This window comes from Pseudomonas sp. LB1P83, from assembly GCF_054897885.1.
Genome location: NZ_CM142709.1, coordinates 3,489,901 through 3,506,818, shown reverse-complemented (window position 1 = coordinate 3,506,818; position 16,918 = coordinate 3,489,901). Strand labels below are relative to the sequence as shown.

The window sequence follows — 16,918 nt, the reverse complement described above, 5'->3', positions numbered from 1 at the left end:
AAGTGCCAGCAGCTGACATTCAAATGACATCACTGCGCTGTACTTCCCGTGAACATGAACGCTTGCTTTGATACGTGAATTGTTTCTCTTGGCGGCGAGAACCATATTGCTAACGCGAACGATTATCAAGTAAGGTTTTCAAATATTTTGAATAAACACCCGTTCAGCGAGAGTGCAGAAGCGTTTATTTGCCCACTCTTGCAAGCACTCGTTTGCGCATAAAAAAAACCCTTAATACCTTGATGAACAAGGCGTTAAGGGTTGATGCAACACGCCGGTTCCGGGCTCGAAAATCTCACTCCCCGGATACCCAAAAATTTTTGAAAACCCACGACTGATGCACGCCACGGAGAGATTCAATGACAACTGATCATCTCAGCACCCAAGCCACGCTTCCCATCAGCTACCTGTTCGTTCCGGGCAATCGCCCCGAGCGCTTCTCCAAAGCGGTCGATGCCGCACCGGACGCAATCATTCTGGACCTCGAGGATGCCGTTCATCCCGCCAGCAAAGCCGCCGCGCGCGCCGCTATCTGGGCCTGGCAGGAGAGCACGCCGACTGCCTGCTGCCAGCGTTACATCCGTCTGAACAGCGTCGGCAGTACGCTGTTTCGCCAGGACCTGACCTGGCTCAGGGACATGCGTTACCCCGAGCGCTGCGCGGGCATTTTCCTGCCCAAGGCGCAATGCCCCGAGGACCTGTCACGGGTCGTCGAGAGCCTGTTGGCATGGAATCCCGAACTGAAGATCGTCGCCATCATCGAGACCGCCAAAGGCTTGCAACAGGTCGAGGCGATTGCCGCAATACCCGGGCTGGCGCGCCTGGCATTTGGCTCGCTGGATTTTTCCCTGGATATCAATTGCAGCCAGATCCCCGAGGCCTTTCTGTTCGCTCGGAACCGCATTGTGCTGGCCTCGCGTACCGCCGATTTGCCGGCACCGATCGATGGCGTAACGCCGGCGATCAGTGATCTGACGGTGGTTGCGCAGGAGTCGCATTACGCCCGGTCTTTGGGCTTTGGCGCCAAGCTCTGTATCCATCCCGCGCAGCTGGACACGGTCCAGCGTGCCTTCCTGCCCGATGCGCGCCAGTTGGCTTGGGCGGATCGAGTCCTGAGTGCCGTGTCCGGAGGCAGTCATGCGGTGCAAGTGGATGGCGAGATGGTCGATCGGCCCCTCATCGAACACGCGCAGCGCCTGCTCGACGTGGCCAGCCGATACGCGTTGGTCGCCAAGGCAGATGCCTGCTGAACCGTCGTCGAACAGGAGATAAACCATGGGGCACGGTTATCAGATTGCACTGCGGCCATTGTGCGATGTGTTGCAGTCGGAGCAGGTCGATCCAGCCAATGTGGCGTTGCTTCGCGAGGCCATCATCCGCGCCGGGCATTGGTTGGAGCCGATCATCGTCGAGCGCTCCAAAGGCATCGTGATGGACGGCAATCACCGGTTCAACGCGGCGCTGCAACTGGGGTTGAAAAGGGTGCCGTGCATCCAGCTCGATTACGCCGACCCGCGAGTCTGTGTGCGGCATTGGCAGACCGGGCAAACATTCGAGGTGGCGCGGATTTTCACCACGATCGCACGCGGTGAGATGTTTCCGTACAAGACCACGCGGCACGCATTTGACCCGGCCCTGCCGGTGATCGCGATACCGCTGGACTGCCTGTACGCGTGATTGACCGGGCGTGCCCCTCGGCTTTGCGGCCGAGGGGCACAAAAAATTTTCCAGGAGAGGGTGATACTTTTTCGCGGGTCGACTGGCAATAGGAGTGATTACCATTTTCTCTTGCCCAAAAAGGATCCTTACGTCATGTCCGTTGCCAGTCGACCATGCGGTGAGCGCGCGTTAACGCAGGCCATTCGTACCGCCATGCTGAGTTTTGCCCTGGTCGCAGGAAGCGCCAATACCTGGGCTGCCGCCCCAAAGCAACAGGATGCTGATGTCGCCAAGACACCTGACGCTTCGGCGAGCCCGAGTGTGGATGGGCTGACGCTCGGCGCTACCAACATCACTGCCGATTACAACAACCCGACCGCACTGCCGGGAGTCCTTGCCGGTGGCCAGGTTGCTCGCGGTGCTCGCCTGGGAATGATGGGCAACAAGGATGTGATGGACACCCCTTTCAGCGTGACCAGCTACACCGCCAAGACCCTGGCCGATCTGCAGACGGTGACCGTCGCCGATGCCCTGGAGCGCGACCCTTCGGTCCGCTCTACGGGGCAGACGGGGGGCATCGTCGATTCCTTTTTCATACGCGGTTTCGCGGTTGGCGAAGGCAACCTGGGCGAACTGGCCTTCGACGGCGTGTATGGCGTGGCGCCCAACTATCGGGTGTTCACCGACTACGCCGAACGCGTCGAAGTGCTCAAGGGGCCGGGTGCCTTGATGTACGGGATCTCGCCGAACAGCGGTGTCGGCGGCGTGATCAATATCGTTCCCAAGCGGCCACTGGCAGAAGACCTGACGCGCTTTACCGCGAGCTACGCGTCGGACTCGCAAGCAGGCGGACATCTGGATATCAGCCGTCGCTTCGGCGACGAGAATCAGTTCGGGGTACGCTTCAACGGCAGCCTCCAGGGTGGCGATACTGCCGTTGACGATCAGGAAAGATCGGTCGATATCGGTGCGATTGCGCTCGATTACCAAGGGGAGCGCCTGCGTCTGAACCTTGACTTCATCAGCCAGAAAGAAAGCTTCGAGGCACCCTCGCGCCCCTTTACGGTGGCGCCGGGTATCGAGGTTCCCTCTGCGCCCAATGGTCGTACCAACCTGCCGCAGGCTTGGGGATGGTCCGACACCAAGGAGCAGTCGGCGTTGCTGGGCGGAGAATATGATCTGACTGACGCGGTCACCGTGTTCGCCCATGCGGGTGGTGGCAAGGCAGACGTCAAGCGCAAGTCCGATCAGGTGCCGAGAATCCTCAACGATGCAGGCGATACCAGCAACATTCCCGGTTACTACAAATTCAACGTCGATCGCTCGACGGCCGACGTGGGTATCCGTGGCGTGTTCGCCACCGGGCCCGTCACCCACACGACCACGCTGATGGCGACCCGGTATCAGGACGAACTGTCCCGAGGGATCAACAACGGGACGGCGATCAATTCGAACATCTACCACCCGGTGGAGGTGCCCGAGCAATTCATCAGGGCGCCAAAGGTGCTGCGCATTTCCGAGTCGGAGTTGTCCGGTGTGGCGTTGACCGACACCTTGTCCGTGCTGGACGACCGCATCCAGTTGACCTTGGGTGTACGTAAACAGGACATCGAGTCGCGTAACTACAATGCGACCGGTTCGGTCAGCTCCAAATATGACGACAGCGCCACGACCCCGCTGGTGGGCGTAGTCGTCAAACCCTGGGAGGACGTTTCGCTCTACTACAATTATGTCGAGGGTTTGAGTAAAGGTGATATCGCCCCGGGCACCGCGGCCAACTCCGGCGAAACCTTCGCACCTTACGAGTCGAAGCAACACGAAATCGGCGTCAAATATGAACATGGCACGTTCATGACAACGCTCGCGTTGTTCCAGATTGAAAAGCCCAGCGGCGAAATTGGCGCAGGCAATGTGTTCTCGGTGCAGGCAGAACAACGCAACCGCGGTATTGAGCTGAGCATGTTCGGGGAAATCGCGACGGGCACTCGCTTGATGGGCGGAGTGACCTTCCTCGATGGTGAACTGACTGATTCGGCCACGGCCGCTAACCGGGGCAACGATCCGGTGGGCGTGCCCGATGTACAAGCCAACCTTTGGGCTGAATGGGACACGCCGTGGCTGGAGGGCTTTACCCTTACTGGTGGTGCGATCTATACCGGCAGTCAATACGTCAATCAGGCCAATACCCAGGAGCTGGATGCCTGGACGCGCTTCGATACGGGCGCTCGCTACACCACCAAAATCGAAGGCCGACCTACGACGTTCCGCGCGACGGTTCAGAACGTCTTCGATCGAGAGTACTGGTCAGGCGTGGCCTCGTACGGTGCGTTCTCTCCGGGTTATCCGCGCACGCTGCAGTTGTCGGCTACGGTCGATTTCTGACAGAGGTTCTCGAGCCTTCAAAACGTCTCGATCACGTGTCTGACCGGCGGGTGATCGGGGGGGAGGGGAGGCAACGATCTACGTGCTGTCTTGATGCCTGAACGTTTCTGAAAAGGAGTATTCGCATGTTAAACCACTCAGCGTCGGCGACCTCTGCCCCCTCGAGATTCCAATCTTCAACCGCTCACCAAGCGTTCGTATTCGATCGCAGCATCAATGAGCACATCCGCGAGCTGCTGCGTTTTTACGGGTTGCGCACCAGCCTGATCCGCTTGAAGGTGATCGACGCCTTGCTGGTCGCCGCCAGGGATGGGACCCCTGTCGGTGTGCGCGGCGTGCATTCCTATCTGCAATCCTCTGCCACCGATTTACCGTTTATCAGCGTGCGCGAAGTGCTCAAGCGCCTCTGTGACGAGGGGGTTATCGTGTTTCAGGCAGACAAGAGCTACCGCTTTACTGCCCAGGCATGGGCGATGCTTGAACTGCACTTTGTTCGATGAAACCGGGCAGCGTGAACCACCCCGACCCGTATCACCGGGTCGAGGAGGTCCATTCAAGGCCTCACCGATTCAACAATTGCATCACTTCACGTCGAAGCGATCCAGGTTCATCACCTTGGTCCACGCCGCCACGAAGTCCTTAACAAACTTCTCTTTCGCATCGCTGCTCGCATAAACCTCAGCCAACGCCCTCAACTGCGCATGAGAGCCAAACACCAGATCAACACGCGTCCCGGTCCACTTCACTTCGCCCGTTTTGCGATCGCGTCCTTCAAACTCCTCGTTAGCCTCCGAGGTCGGTTTCCATTCCACACCCATGTCCAGCAGGTTCTTGAAGAAGTCATTGGTCAACGCTTCTGGCTGCTGGGTGAACACGCCGTGTCTGGTTTGCCCGACGTTGGTGTTCAACACGCGCAGGCCACCCACGAGCGCGGTCATTTCTGGCGCGGTCAGGGTCAGCTGTTGCGCCTTGTCGATCAGCAGATGCTCGGCCGACACGCTGTAGCGCGATTTCAGGTAGTTACGGAAGCCATCGGCGATGGGTTCGAGGAAGCCGAAAGACTCGACATCCGTCTGTTCTTGAGAGGCGTCCGCCCGACCCGGTGTGAAAGGCACCGTGACGCTGTGACCGGCATTTTTCGCCGCTTGTTCGACACCCGCATTACCGGCCAGCACGATCAGGTCTGCCAGCGAGATTTTCTTGCCGCTGTTGTTGAACTCGCTCTGGATGCTCTCGAGTTTTGCCAGCACGTTCGCCAGTTGCTCAGGCTGGTTGGCTTGCCAGAATTTCTGCGGCGCCAGACGCAGACGACCGCCGTTGGCACCGCCACGTTTGTCGGAACCACGGAAGGTGGACGCCGCTGCCCAAGCCGTTGATACCAGCTGCGAAACGCTCAGGCCCGAAGCAAGCACTTTGTTTTTGAGCTCTGCGACGTCACTGTCGTTGATCAGGGCATGGTCGACCTCCGGGATCGGGTCTTGCCACAGCAATTCCTCACGTGGCATTTCCGGGCCGAGGTAACGGGAGAGGGGGCCCATGTCACGGTGGAGCAGTTTGAACCAGGCACGGGCGAACGCGTCGGCCAACTGATCCGGATTGGCCAGGAAGCGCCGCGAGATCGGCTCATAGATCGGGTCGAATCGCAGGGCAAGGTCCGAAGTCAGCATGGTGGGATTGCGCCGTTTGGACGGGTCGTGTGCATCCGGAATGGTCCCGGCACCGGCGCCGTTTTTGGTGACCCACTGGTTCGCTCCGGCCGGGCTGTTGCTCAGTTCCCACTCGAAGCCGAACAGGTTTTCCAGGTAGTTGTTGCTCCACCGGGTGGGCGTGGTGGTCCAGGTCACTTCCAGGCCGCTGGTAATGGTGTCCGGGCCTTTGCCGGTGCCGAAGCTGTTCTTCCAGCCAAAACCCTGGGCTTCGAGGCCCGCGGCTTCAGGTTCGGCACCGACGTTGTCGGCAGGTCCGGCGCCGTGGGTCTTGCCGAAGGCGTGGCCGCCAGCGATCAGCGCCACGGTTTCTTCGTCATTCATCGCCATGCGCCCGAAGGTTTCGCGGATGTCCTTGGCCGAAGCGACAGGGTCCGGGTTGCCTTCAGGGCCTTCGGGGTTCACATAAATCAGGCCCATTTGCACGGCGGCGAGCGGGACTTCGAGATTGCGTCCTTGTTCGGTACGACTCTCCTCGTTTTCTCCCGGCTCAGCAACGAGCGGGCCTTCGCCGGGCTCTTGCATGGGTTGGTTGTCCTTGCCGTAGCGGGTGTCGCCGCCCAGCCATTTGTTTTCCGAACCCCAGTAGACGTCTTCATCCGGTTCCCAGACGTCCGGACGGCCGCCGGAAAAACCGAAGGTCTTGAAGCCCATGGACTCCAGTGCGACGTTGCCGGTGAGGACGATCAGGTCCGCCCAGGAGATTTTACGACCGTATTTTTGCTTGATCGGCCAGAGCAGCCGGCGCGCCTTGTCGAGGCTGACGTTATCCGGCCAGCTGTTGAGCGGTGCAAAGCGCTGCTGACCGGAGCCGGCGCCGCCACGACCGTCGCCCGTGCGGTACGTGCCTGCGGCGTGCCAGGCCATGCGAATGAAGAGTGGCCCATAGTGACCGAAGTCCGCCGGCCACCAGTCTTGCGAGTCGGTCATCAGCGCCGTCAGGTCACGCTTGACCGCCTCGAAGTCCAGGGTCTTGAATTCCTCGGCGTAGTTGAAGCCTTCGTCCGTGGGGGCGGACAGGGACGAGTGCTGGTGCAGGATCTTCAGATTCAGTTGGTTCGGCCACCAATCGCGGTTCGTTGTGCCACCGCCAGCGGCGTGATTGAACGGGCATTTCGATTCATTTGCCATGTTGTGAGCTACCTTTGGTCGTGTTCATCCGGCTATCTGCCCGAGGGTGGGCGTTGGATAGCAACGAGCGAAATCAATGACATAGGCTGCAGGGCCAACAGTTGGATCAACTGATTGTCTGGACCACACGGGAATTCTGGACAGCGGCAATCGAGTTGCCTGCGCGGTGGCCCACGGGTGGCCTAGTCAAGCTTCGGACTCATTCCTGTCTCCTTATCAGCACTAAACCGGCCAGCTTGTTCCGCCAGCGCTGGATACAGGTTAGACCCCACTTGGGAAGTCGGCTAATAGGTGGAGTATTGGGGAGTGATAGGCAGATTCTTTTACGGCTGTCGCGGGGAGGACCCGCGTCTATCTGGATTATAGACGCGGGTTTTGCAGGCCGGAGGGGTTACTTTTGCACGTTCTGGTACAGCATCAACCTTGAGGTTTCATGCATGGCGCGGGTCAGCTCCGACAGGCGCTTGAACTCTTCAGGGTTTTTCTCGGCGACGTTGTCCAGCGGCGTCATCGAGGCCAGGTCGTGGAGGGTCGGCGAGCTGCCGTCGTGCTCCATCTGCACCATGTAGTGTTGCGTCACGCCGGCAATCAGCGGGAACGTTCCCTCACGCAATACCAGCGGCACCACGCGTTCACCCTCGGGTGCAGGTTGCTGGATATCACGGCCCATGCCGCTGTTGCGAAACTCAAGGCCGGCCATCCCCGCCACGGTAGGCAGCAAGTCCACCAGGCCGACCGCTTCCTCGACCTTGCGCGTCCCGATCAAACCTGGCGCGTGGATGATCATCGGCACCGCGTTGCTTTCCAGGCCCAGTTGCTCGTAGGCCGGTGCCAGGAACGGGATCTGCGCGATTCGGGTGTTGTGGTCGCCAAACATCACGAAGATGGTGTTTTCGTACCAGCCGCCAGCCTTGGCGATTTCCATCAAGCGTCCGAGGTTGAAATCCAGCAAGCGCACGGCGTTGTACTGCTCGACGCTGCGCGATCCTGCGGCCTGCACTTCGGCCAGGGTAGGGTGCTTGACCTCGAAGCCGTCATTGCTCTTGGGAATCGTAAATGGACGGTGATTGCCGGCCGTCTGAACATAGGCAAAGAACGGTTTGTCCTTGGGCAGTGCCTGCAGGATCTGATCGGTTTCCTTGAACAGGTCCAGATCGGAAATGCCCCAGACATCCACCACCGGGGATTTCCAGTCCCGCTCTTCGAACAAGCGCACGCCGTCGATGCTTTGCCGAATCAGGGCATTCATGTTGGCCCAGCCGGAATTGCCGCCGATGGTGTAGATCTTCTCGTATCCGGTGAAGGCATTGATCAGGGTGTTTTGCTTGGTGATCAGCGGATTACGCGTCGCGGTTTCCTGTCGAGTGACGTCAGGCACCCCGCTGATGCTGGCCCAGACGGTTTTCGCGGTCCCTGTCACGGGCACGTAGAAGTGCTCGAAGAACCAGCTCTGCGTGGCCAGGCGATCGAGATTGGGCGTCGGATTGATCGGGTTGCCGTAGGCCCCGACGGCGCTGGTGCCCAGCGATTCAAGCATGATGAACATGACGTTCGGGGGACGCGAGCCCGGTATTTTGTAGGGTTGTGGCGCCTGGTGCCGCACAAAATCAAGGGTCTGTGGATCAGGCTTGTCGACCCCCAGGTAGTTGGCCATCACCGCGTAATGTTCACGTACCTGCGCTTCGTCGTAGCGAGACTGACCTACCTTGGCCGTATCGTAGAGGAACAACACCGGGTTCAAGCCCAGCGCGGCCATCTGGTTATTACCCGAGAAGAACGCATCGCTCCAGCGCAGCGGGACGGGGTTTTCAAGGTTCATGTTTTCGACACGACCCAAAATGCCCAACAGCACCACAATGACCATCAGCGCGCCGCCCCATGTCGCGGAGAGCGGGTGAATGGCTTTGCGGGGGCGATCCAACGTGACGCGTTCCAGGCGCACCAGGGCCAGAGTCACCAGCGCGACCGTTGCCAGCCAACCCAGTGAAATCCAGATCACCGGGTAAGTCTGCCAGACCATGTCGCGGGAAATTTGCGCATCCTCGATGAAGCGCAGGACTGTGGCGTTGATCCTCACGCCCAGGTAGGCGTAATGGCCAAAGTCGATGATGTAGATCAGCAGCATTACGCTCAGGACGGCGACCAGATAGACGCGTGCGATCCGGCGCAGCAGGCGGCTGCGGAGCAGGTTCCAGCGAGGAATCCAGGCCAGCAACGCCAACGGCAGCATCGTCAGGATGGCCAGGCGCAGATCGAAACGAAAGCCGATGTTCAGGGTTTCCCAGACGCCCTTTGTGTCCATCAGGGCTTTGGGTTCGAACCCGGAAAAGCCGAAGAAGAACACCACCCTCAGCAGTGCAAACAGCACAAACGCAATCGCTGTAGCGCCTAGCCAGTAATGTAAACGTCTCGAGTGCAGCCAACCCATCCCTGTTCCCCTGTTAAAAAGTCGTTGAATCTCAAGCGGATTTGAATTCGTCGCCCACTGCACCACGGCGCTTGCTTGAGCGGCGATACGTCCAGCGTATGGCAAGCACCAGCAACGCCACGCAGCAATACAGACCCAGCAGCGGATCGACCAGGTAATCCCAATAGTTTTGCGAAGGTTTGATCCCGGCGATGAAGGCCAGGGTCGCGCTGGCCAGCATCAACACGGCGAGGCCATTGCGCAGGTAAAACAGGCCCAGTGTGAGCACTGCGAAGAAAATCAGCATGGGGCGCGGGCTGTAGCCGAACCGATAGGGGTCCAGATCACTCATGCCCAAGGTGGCCGGGTACAGCACCACGGCCATCGCGGCAAAGAGGATCAACACGCCGGTTTTGCCCTGCGCCGGAGGCAGCATGTCCAGCCGACGCAAACAGCCCCACACCATGAACACCAGAGTGGTGATCGCAAGGTCATCAATATAACTGCGCAAATACGCGGCCAGGGACAACCCTTCCAGCGATATGAAACTGGCTGCCAGCAACGCAGCCAGCAGCGCGATCCGCCAGGCCCTGGACAAACCGAACGAAGGCAGCACCAGGAAAAGGATCATTGCGAAGCTGACATGGGCTTGCCACAGGCTGATCATTTGAGACGCTCGTTGAGCCACGCATCGTTAAAGGTAACGTGCTTGATGAAGGTGTTGTTCCAGGAATAAACCAAGTGATACATGCCGTCAGGACTGCGGATGAAGTACGGGTACTCGTATTCGAATTCACACCCTTGGTTTTTACAGACACGGTTGTCGAGGTTATCCAGAAACTCCGCTTCCAGCGGTTGGCGGCGTGCGCCGCTGGACCCGCGGAACTCTTTGCCGATGATCTCCTTGTAGGCCTCGGGAGAAAACGGAGCGCCCAGTGGATCGGGTGATTTGTCCAGGTCCCGCAACGAGCGCCAATCGTCCATCTTGGCGTCGGTCCCATACAGACTGAGCTTGAAGCGCCCCTCCTGCAGGTCGTTGAGCGCCACCAGCAACCCGTGTTCGGGCGTCGCGACGGCGGCCAACGAAGAATTCGGATTCGAAGGGTCGAGCGGGTAAGGCTCACTCCAGGTTTGCCCGGCGTCTTCAGTGCGGGTCGCCAGGACACGGTGGTGGGTGTTGCCGGCATAACGCAGCAAGGCAATGCCGCGCTGTCCGTCCAACGGAACCACCGTGGGTTGCAGAGAATTCATACCGTGGCTGATGCGGAATTTGTCGATCACATCGCCGTCTGCGCTCAAGTAGAGGTACTCGGCAAACTTGCCCAGAAACTCGTGATAGACCGGCAAGCCGATTGAGCCGTCGGCATGAAACACCGGTGCCGATCGGACCAGGGTGCTGATGTTCAGAAAGGGCGACGTGATCAACTGACGAGGTGCGGACCAATGTTCACCGAAGTCGTCTGACACCATCACATTGACCGCGCTGCCAGCCCAGCCACCCATGGACACTGACACGTAGAACAACCACAGGCGATTATCCGGGGCGAGGGCGACCACCGGATTGCCCAGTTTGCGAATGTATTTTCGAGTGCCCTGCTGGGTCGAATCCCGAGTCGCCAATACGTGCTCAGCCCCCCATTCGCCGGTTTTCGAATCGAACCGGGCGGAGCGCACCTGCACATCGGCCGCGCCTTCGCGGGAGCCGGCGAACCAGACCGTCATCAGGCTGCCGTCGGGCAGGGCGGTGACCGCCGAGGAATGCACGAAATCCACCAGCCCGGAGGAGGCGAAACGGCTGGTATAAATGGGCTTGGCTACGTTGCCGGCCACTGCCATCACTGGACTTATAAGGGCAAAGGATGAGTGCTTATTGGCTGGGTTGATGACCCAAGCGGTCACAAAAAGGCAGGACAGTGCGAGGTAGGCACAGAAGGCAGGAATACTGGGAAGTTTGATGCGCATGACTACGTTGGCATCTCATGGCCCGAAAAGGCGCTTAACGTAACACTCCGTAGTACACGATCGGGTTTTATGATTTGCTAAATTGTAAGCAGGTATTTGTAGCGTGCTTGCATGTCGACGCGCGCAGCTGGCTTTAGCGTCTGAGACTGCCGTACTAGAGGGATTATGCTGGGCTGTGGAGCATTTCCGCCTTTGGTCGCAAAAGTCGGGCCTGTCACAGTTGAGTCATCGAGATTTGTGTTTTTTGTTCGGGCCTCTTCGTCGGAACGCCGCCCGGGGCCACGCTCCCACAGGTAATCGGCGTCGCTCACATGATGGGTGATCGACCCCAAAAACTCTGGGAGCGTGGCATGCCGGGGAGGTCGGCTCAACGGGATTGATCGACGATCTCAATCTGCGTCAACCCTATCAGCTCCGCCTGCTTTAAAATTTCCTCCGGCGTCGCGTCCGCAGTGGGCATGATCAGGCTGTTCTCTCCATCCCCAAAATGCAGCTGCAGCAAGTGCATCGCCGCCTCATGGACGGATAGCTGCGGCTGCTTCAGTTCGAACAAGTGTGTGCGGGGCTCGCCTTTGAACAGGTAACGCAGCGTGTACTTGTGCATGGTGGACTCCTTGTTATGGGAGAAGTGTCGCTGATTATCCCGCCTTGGTTGTCAGTTGTTAGTTCAACTGCTCGACGTTGCCCTTTCTCCGCAGATCCCGACAAGGTCATCGAGGAGCCATAGATGCTCATCGGCACGTCGTCCTGAACTACTCCAGGCTAAAGCACCATCACGTACCGCCCAATGGGTAAGAACTCCTCGTACAAGGGCGTTTAGTTACGGAGCGGAGCCTTGCGCCTCGCGCTGCTCGACAGCTGCTACAAAGTTCCAATGCCCGGTTGCGGCGGCAATGCTGCATTGAAAAACCTGCCTTTGGTCGGTGTGCCTGAACCGGATTCACGCCGTATTGATCCATTCTGAAAGAACTTTCGAGGGGCGTTGCCATGCACTCGTTTGCCAATCTGCTGACTCCGGCGCAAGAGCACAAACTGCGTGCGCTCAACACCTGGCACCTCGTGCTGGATGACTTGAGGCTGCGCATGGAGTGTCCCGACGCCTATCACGAGGAACTGATTCGTCAGTCAGACGAGATGGATCGCCTGGGAATGGTGAGTTGGCAAGAATGGCGCGACCTCAGGATTGAGGCGGATCAAGCGTACCTGCGCGCCATCGCGGGTGAGGACTATCACCAAGCGCTCAAAAACTGCAAACCGCACCCTGGAACACCACCCGCCCAAACTCCGCGCCGGCGTCCAGTGGCGTGACAGCCAGCAGTTGATCCAAACGGATTTCCTGAGGGCCGTCAGCCGTTTCAAGGCATAGAAACTCTTCCTTGTCGCTGGAGGTTCGCGTCGTCAGCGCTTTGGCGATCAGGCGTGCACCATCGTTCAGTTCGATATCCAGTCGATAACCGCGCAGGCAAGCGATCTCCAGATAGTCGTGCAGATCGCAGTTCAAAGGCTGATACGCGTTCATCTCGTTACTTCTGGCAACCTTGCAGTTTTAGGATGAAGTGACCTTGTTTGCTGATCGCCTCAGCGACGACCGGATTCGTCGGTTCAACATGGCAGAAGCGGCATTCATTCTGGGAAATGTCTTCGTCCTGAATGCCCTGTTCATCAAGGAAACGGCGGGCGTACGACTTCGCCAGATCAGCGTCGTTGCTGTCGATCAGCACATCGAAATGCAAGTAGCGGCCATCTTTGGTGCGCACGTGGGTATCGAACACTTTAACGTTCATCAGATTCTCTCCTTCAGTTACCAGATGTCGGGTGATGAGTGGTTGTTTCGAATCGATACCAAAGCCTACGGCAAGAGTGCTTTTTGTCAACATGGTTTTTATCCGATACTATTTATCAACACTCTTGATCTGGAAATTGCCACGTGTTGTTCGATCTGCTGGAAAGACTGTCGAGCCTGACCCGTGTCTGGTTTCGCGAGCACCCGAAGCTGACGGATTTGCAGCCGATCCAGTTGAGCGCGCTGATGTATCTGGGCCGCTGTAATCGTTACTCCAACACGCCGTTGGCGGTAACCGAGTATCTGGGGCTGACGAAGGGCACGGTGTCGCAATCGCTCAAGGCGCTGGAAACTAATGGGCTGCTGATAAAGACCCCGGATGCCAAGGACAAACGCAGCGTGCACCTGGAACTGACCGCGCCTGCAAGAGCCCTGTTGGACGCCGTGATGCCACCGGATTTTCTGGTCGCTGCCGCCAAGCGCATGGGCGCTCGTTCGCAGGACCTCGAAGGGCTGCTGTTGGAACTGTTGAGGAATATTCAGCAAGGGGAAAATGTACCGAGCTTCGGGCTTTGCCGAAGCTGCCGCTTCCATCAGACAGTGGCTGACGGCGCCTTTTGTGGGCTGACTCAGGAACCCCTGGAATCCGGCGAAATCAATTTGATTTGCAGGGAGCATCGAGTGCCCGAAGGCGTGCACGATTGAGCGGTCTACATTTTTGATAATCACAAGGATTCCCCATGGGTTTAAGCAAACGCGATCAGACGCACATCGAGCGTCGCCTGGTTGCCACCCTGACCGAGGCGTGTGAAACGGCCAAAGCGCAAATCGTCGGCTTTGAATGGCTGACCCACGAAGTCGATTTCGACGAATTTCCTTCCAGCCTGAAGGTTACCTGGGTCTTCGACACCCAAACCAGCAAGGATCAGGCGTTGGCGAGCGGGCAGGGCGAGCGCATGGTCGAACTGACGGCTATCGCGTTAAACGAAGCGGATGTGCTCGTCAGCCCGGTCTCGGCCCATGTGCAGTTTGGTTCTGAAGAGCAATTCCAGCGTGACAATGGCGGCAATTGGCAGAAGCGTTTGGCGCGCAAGCGCTAACTCTGTAGCGGTCTGGCGCATGGTTTGGCCATGACCGGGCTCAGAAAGCGACTGCGCTCAATCAAGATCACGGCGCACCAAACAGCATCGTCCAGTAAACCCCTTCATCACTGCGCGCATCCGCCGCAAACGCTGCGCCCACCTGGGTGAACATCGGGTTCATCAAGTTGGCGCAATGCCCGGGGCTGGCCAGCCAGCCGGCCATCGCCTTGCCCGGTGAGCTCTGCCCGGCGGCGATGTTCTCGCCGATCTGTCGGCCACGGTAGCCGGCAGCCCTGGCGCGATCCGCCGGCAAGTCGCCGTCGGGGTCACGGTGCGCGAAGTAATTGCCGTAGGCCATGGCCTTGCTGTGCCCTTGCGCCGCCGCGCCGAGTGCGGCGTTCCAGCTCAGCGGCCGTGCAGCGGGAAAGCGCTGACGACCACACAGGCGTGGTTTGGCCCGCGCCGCATTGACCTCTGCCAACAACGCCTTGCTCGCCGCGCGTGCATCACCCACGCGGCTATCGAGTACGGGCTGCGCCAGCACGATCTGCCACTCACTTCTGGCGCGACTGACACCAATGTCGGCGTACTGGTTATCCAGCAGGGCCCCGCAGTACTCGTCCTGAAACAGCTCAAACGCTTCGTCGGCATCCTGCGCTCCGACCACGCGCAGGGTTCGCACCGTCACCGCCGAATAGCCGGAAGCCTTCAACCGGTCGCGCAAGCCGCCGCCATAACCAATCGGCAACGCCAGGTTCGACTTCAATGACAGCGGCGACAAGCGTTGTGCCGGGCGCCTGTCGCAGCGTTGCGGGTGGGCGCGGTAGTCGTTGATGGCTTCCACCAGTTGCCGTTCCCCGCTGGCATGGGCGGGACTGCTAAACAAGGGAAGCAAAGGCATGAAACAGAGCGAGACAAAACGCAAGGCAAGGCGGGTTTGGCGCATGAGACGGGCAGCTCTGATGAGATGACAGCGGTAATGGGAATTCACGACTGCGCTATGACTTGCGTTTGGGCACTAGGTTCAGGAGGGAAGGGAGCAAATGTGCGGCGCAATCGCGGCCGTTACTACCGCATGTCGCAAAATACCGAAAGTCCTGCGTCAGGCTTAAAAAACCACCGGAGGCAGCCGATAACGTGTTCATAAAAGCGACGTACCAAGAGGGCTATCCCATGTCTATAAAATTACGTTTACTGCTGCTGATTGGTACGAGTTTGCTAACCGCGTTGATCGTGAGCCTGGTCAGTTACGTGGGAAACACCCGAATGGCTGAAGCGGTGCAGGACAACGAGGTCAGCATGACCGCGCTGCGCAATCACCTCGAAGGCGACATGATGCACGATGCACTGCGCGCCGATGTGCTGTCCGCAATGGTGGTCGGGCTGGGCAAAAGCACCAGCAGCAAAGCCGAGGTGCGCAGCTCCATCGAGGAACATGCGGCGCATTTTCGTGAATTACTCGGTGAAAACCTCAAGCTGCCGGTCAACGACACCATCAAGGCGGGCCTGAACAAGCTCAAGCCGAGCCTCGATACCTACATCAGTGCGGCCGAGCGCATCGTCGGGCTGGCGCTGGAAAATCCGGACTCCGCACAAAAGGAACTGAGCACGTTCAATACCGCATTCAGCCAACTGGAAGACCAGATGGCAGCCCTCAGCGAGTTGATCGAAACCAATACCCAACAGACCAGCAAGGGCACCGAGCAGGCCATCAGCAGCGCGAATTTCACGCTGGGTGTCGTGCTGATCGCCAGCCTGCTGTTGCTGCTGATCCAGGGACGCTGGGTGATTTCGAGCATCATGGGGCCGTTGCAGACCGCCAGTCGTATTGCCCAAAGCATCGCCCATGGCAACCTGAGCGAGCCTATCGTCGAACCGACCCACAAGGATGAAGCCAGCGCATTGATTCGCAGCCTGGCAACCATGCAGCGTGACTTGCGCGGCATGATCGAGGTGGTTCGCAGCAATGCGCATGGTGTGAGTGGCATGAGCGTGCAGTTGAGCAGCGGCTGCCATCAGGTCGCCGACAGCAGCCAGCAGCAAAGCGTCGCCGCCAGCACCATGGCCGCTGCCGCGAGTGAAATGACCGCGAGCATCGAGGAAATCACCCGCCACGCAGAGCGCGCATTGAACATGGCCAATCAGGCCGAGGCACTGGCCAAGGATGGCGGTCGCGTGATTCATCAGGTGGTCAACGACATGGACGGCATTGCGCGTTCGGCGCAGCAATCGGCCCAGGTGATCCGCACGCTGGACAAGGAGTCCGAAGGGATTTTCAGCATCATTCAGGTGATCAAGGGCATCGCCGATCAAACCAACCTGCTGGCACTCAACGCCGCCATCGAGGCCGCTCGCGCCGGTGAGCAAGGTCGTGGATTCGCGGTGGTGGCCGACGAAGTCCGCAGCCTCGCCGGACGCACCAGCGCTTCCACGCAGGAAATTGCCAGCATGGTCTCGCGCATCCAGCTAAGTACCCGCGAGGCGGTGACCAGCATGGAGGCGGGCGTTGCGCAGGTCGACAAAGGCATGGCCGTGACCGCCGACGTCGAGCGCGCCATCCGCGAAATCCTCCAGGCCACGCTCAATACCACTGAGCTGGTGAATGACATCACCCGCACGATCGGTGAACAGAGCCTGGCCAGTAACGAAATCGCCCATCAGGTGGATATGATTGCCGGCATGTCGGAAGGCAACAGCAAGGTGATTGGGCAGACTGCTTCGACGACTGATGAGTTGTCGACTTTGGCGGGCAAGCTGTCGCAGTCGGTTGACCGGTTTCGGCTTTGAGGCTTGTGTGTTGATCAAT

The 16,918-nt window shown here is 59.0% G+C and carries 16 protein-coding genes and 1 pseudogene; 9 read left to right on the top strand and 8 right to left on the bottom strand.

Annotated features, from left to right (window positions below; genetic code table 11):
• Positions 1–359: 359 nt before the first annotated feature.
• The 4 genes from ACYZTY_RS16065 (at position 360) to ACYZTY_RS16050 (ending at position 4,541) form a co-directional block, all read left to right on the top strand.
• Positions 360–1,250, top strand: a complete 891-nt coding sequence (locus ACYZTY_RS16065; RefSeq protein WP_461954532.1) for an HpcH/HpaI aldolase/citrate lyase family protein — start codon at positions 360–362, stop codon at positions 1,248–1,250.
• A 25-nt stretch (positions 1,251–1,275) separates the two neighbouring features.
• Positions 1,276–1,677: a transcriptional regulator gene (locus ACYZTY_RS16060; RefSeq protein ID WP_461954531.1), complete on the top strand. Its 402-nt coding sequence runs from the start codon at positions 1,276–1,278 to the stop codon at positions 1,675–1,677.
• 135 nt (positions 1,678–1,812) lie between these two features.
• Entirely contained in the window at positions 1,813–4,041 is a 2,229-nt protein-coding gene (locus tag ACYZTY_RS16055; RefSeq protein WP_461954530.1) for a TonB-dependent receptor, read from the top strand.
• Between the two features lie 125 nt (positions 4,042–4,166).
• On the top strand, positions 4,167–4,541 hold the full coding sequence (locus ACYZTY_RS16050; RefSeq protein WP_461954529.1) for a fe2+ zn2+ uptake regulation protein: 375 nt from the start codon (positions 4,167–4,169) through the stop codon (positions 4,539–4,541).
• Between the two features lie 81 nt (positions 4,542–4,622).
• Here ACYZTY_RS16050 and katG read toward each other — a convergent pair whose 3' ends face one another.
• The 5 genes from katG to ACYZTY_RS16025 form a co-directional block, all read right to left on the bottom strand.
• On the bottom strand, positions 4,623–6,878 hold the full coding sequence (gene katG, locus ACYZTY_RS16045) for a catalase/peroxidase HPI (RefSeq protein ID WP_461954528.1): 2,256 nt from the start codon (positions 6,876–6,878) through the stop codon (positions 4,623–4,625).
• Positions 6,879–7,269: 391 nt separating this feature from the next.
• Complete coding sequence (locus tag ACYZTY_RS16040) at positions 7,270–9,306, bottom strand: LTA synthase family protein (protein WP_461954527.1); 2,037 nt, start codon at positions 9,304–9,306, stop codon at positions 7,270–7,272.
• 31 nt (positions 9,307–9,337) lie between these two features.
• The gene (locus ACYZTY_RS16035) at positions 9,338–9,952 is read right to left on the bottom strand and encodes a hypothetical protein (protein ID WP_461954526.1); all 615 of its coding nucleotides are present in this window, start codon (positions 9,950–9,952) and stop codon (positions 9,338–9,340) included.
• The gene (locus ACYZTY_RS16030; RefSeq protein ID WP_461954525.1) at positions 9,949–11,247 is read right to left on the bottom strand and encodes a sialidase family protein; all 1,299 of its coding nucleotides are present in this window, start codon (positions 11,245–11,247) and stop codon (positions 9,949–9,951) included. The genes ACYZTY_RS16035 and ACYZTY_RS16030 overlap by 4 nt, the downstream gene beginning before the upstream one ends.
• Before the next feature lie 367 nt (positions 11,248–11,614).
• Positions 11,615–11,851 (bottom strand): hypothetical protein, encoded by a 237-nt coding sequence (locus tag ACYZTY_RS16025; RefSeq protein WP_131061723.1) that lies wholly within the window; start codon positions 11,849–11,851, stop codon positions 11,615–11,617.
• 383 nt (positions 11,852–12,234) lie between these two features.
• On the opposite strand from ACYZTY_RS16025, the gene ACYZTY_RS16020 reads away from it, so the two are divergent.
• Positions 12,235–12,555, top strand: a complete 321-nt coding sequence (locus tag ACYZTY_RS16020) for a hypothetical protein (protein ID WP_461954524.1) — start codon at positions 12,235–12,237, stop codon at positions 12,553–12,555.
• Here the strand turns inward: ACYZTY_RS16020 and ACYZTY_RS16015 are convergent.
• On the bottom strand, positions 12,488–12,766 hold the full coding sequence (locus ACYZTY_RS16015; RefSeq protein ID WP_461954523.1) for a Rho-binding antiterminator: 279 nt from the start codon (positions 12,764–12,766) through the stop codon (positions 12,488–12,490). The genes ACYZTY_RS16020 and ACYZTY_RS16015 overlap by 68 nt on opposite strands.
• Positions 12,767–12,770: 4 nt before the next feature.
• Positions 12,771–13,031, bottom strand: a complete 261-nt coding sequence (locus ACYZTY_RS16010; protein WP_461954522.1) for a DUF2024 family protein — start codon at positions 13,029–13,031, stop codon at positions 12,771–12,773.
• Positions 13,032–13,174: 143 nt separating this feature from the next.
• Here ACYZTY_RS16010 and ACYZTY_RS16005 point away from each other — a divergent pair, with 143 nt between their 5' ends.
• Positions 13,175–13,735, top strand: coding sequence for a MarR family winged helix-turn-helix transcriptional regulator (locus ACYZTY_RS16005; RefSeq protein WP_461954521.1), 561 nt, complete (start codon positions 13,175–13,177; stop codon positions 13,733–13,735).
• 35 nt (positions 13,736–13,770) lie between these two features.
• Positions 13,771–14,130: a hypothetical protein gene (locus ACYZTY_RS16000; protein ID WP_461954520.1), complete on the top strand. Its 360-nt coding sequence runs from the start codon at positions 13,771–13,773 to the stop codon at positions 14,128–14,130.
• 67 nt (positions 14,131–14,197) lie between these two features.
• Here ACYZTY_RS16000 and ACYZTY_RS15995 read toward each other — a convergent pair whose 3' ends face one another.
• Positions 14,198–15,058, bottom strand: a complete 861-nt coding sequence (locus ACYZTY_RS15995) for a CAP domain-containing protein (protein ID WP_461954519.1) — start codon at positions 15,056–15,058, stop codon at positions 14,198–14,200.
• Between the two features lie 227 nt (positions 15,059–15,285).
• Here ACYZTY_RS15995 and ACYZTY_RS15990 point away from each other — a divergent pair.
• Together ACYZTY_RS15990 and ACYZTY_RS15985 are read left to right on the top strand one after the other, a co-directional pair.
• Positions 15,286–15,993: pseudogene (locus tag ACYZTY_RS15990) on the top strand (MCP four helix bundle domain-containing protein); the annotation flags it as partial.
• A 42-nt stretch (positions 15,994–16,035) separates the two neighbouring features.
• Positions 16,036–16,899, top strand: a complete 864-nt coding sequence (locus ACYZTY_RS15985; protein WP_461959331.1) for a methyl-accepting chemotaxis protein — start codon at positions 16,036–16,038, stop codon at positions 16,897–16,899.
• The last annotated feature ends 19 nt before the right edge of the window (positions 16,900–16,918 follow it).

Coding starts and splice junctions, on each gene's coding strand:
- ACYZTY_RS16065 (WP_461954532.1), top strand. CDS start 360: ATGACAACTGATCATCTCAGCACCCAAGCCACGCTTCCCATCAGCTAC.
- ACYZTY_RS16060 (WP_461954531.1), top strand. CDS start 1,276: ATGGGGCACGGTTATCAGATTGCACTGCGGCCATTGTGCGATGTGTTG.
- ACYZTY_RS16055 (WP_461954530.1), top strand. CDS start 1,813: ATGTCCGTTGCCAGTCGACCATGCGGTGAGCGCGCGTTAACGCAGGCC.
- ACYZTY_RS16050 (WP_461954529.1), top strand. CDS start 4,167: ATGTTAAACCACTCAGCGTCGGCGACCTCTGCCCCCTCGAGATTCCAA.
- katG (WP_461954528.1), bottom strand. CDS start 6,878: ATGGCAAATGAATCGAAATGCCCGTTCAATCACGCCGCTGGCGGTGGC.
- ACYZTY_RS16040 (WP_461954527.1), bottom strand. CDS start 9,306: ATGGGTTGGCTGCACTCGAGACGTTTACATTACTGGCTAGGCGCTACA.
- ACYZTY_RS16035 (WP_461954526.1), bottom strand. CDS start 9,952: ATGATCAGCCTGTGGCAAGCCCATGTCAGCTTCGCAATGATCCTTTTC.
- ACYZTY_RS16030 (WP_461954525.1), bottom strand. CDS start 11,247: ATGCGCATCAAACTTCCCAGTATTCCTGCCTTCTGTGCCTACCTCGCA.
- ACYZTY_RS16025 (WP_131061723.1), bottom strand. CDS start 11,851: ATGCACAAGTACACGCTGCGTTACCTGTTCAAAGGCGAGCCCCGCACA.
- ACYZTY_RS16020 (WP_461954524.1), top strand. CDS start 12,235: ATGCACTCGTTTGCCAATCTGCTGACTCCGGCGCAAGAGCACAAACTG.
- ACYZTY_RS16015 (WP_461954523.1), bottom strand. CDS start 12,766: ATGAACGCGTATCAGCCTTTGAACTGCGATCTGCACGACTATCTGGAG.
- ACYZTY_RS16010 (WP_461954522.1), bottom strand. CDS start 13,031: ATGAACGTTAAAGTGTTCGATACCCACGTGCGCACCAAAGATGGCCGC.
- ACYZTY_RS16000 (WP_461954520.1), top strand. CDS start 13,771: ATGGGTTTAAGCAAACGCGATCAGACGCACATCGAGCGTCGCCTGGTT.
- ACYZTY_RS15995 (WP_461954519.1), bottom strand. CDS start 15,058: ATGCGCCAAACCCGCCTTGCCTTGCGTTTTGTCTCGCTCTGTTTCATG.
- ACYZTY_RS15985 (WP_461959331.1), top strand. CDS start 16,036: ATGCAGCGTGACTTGCGCGGCATGATCGAGGTGGTTCGCAGCAATGCG.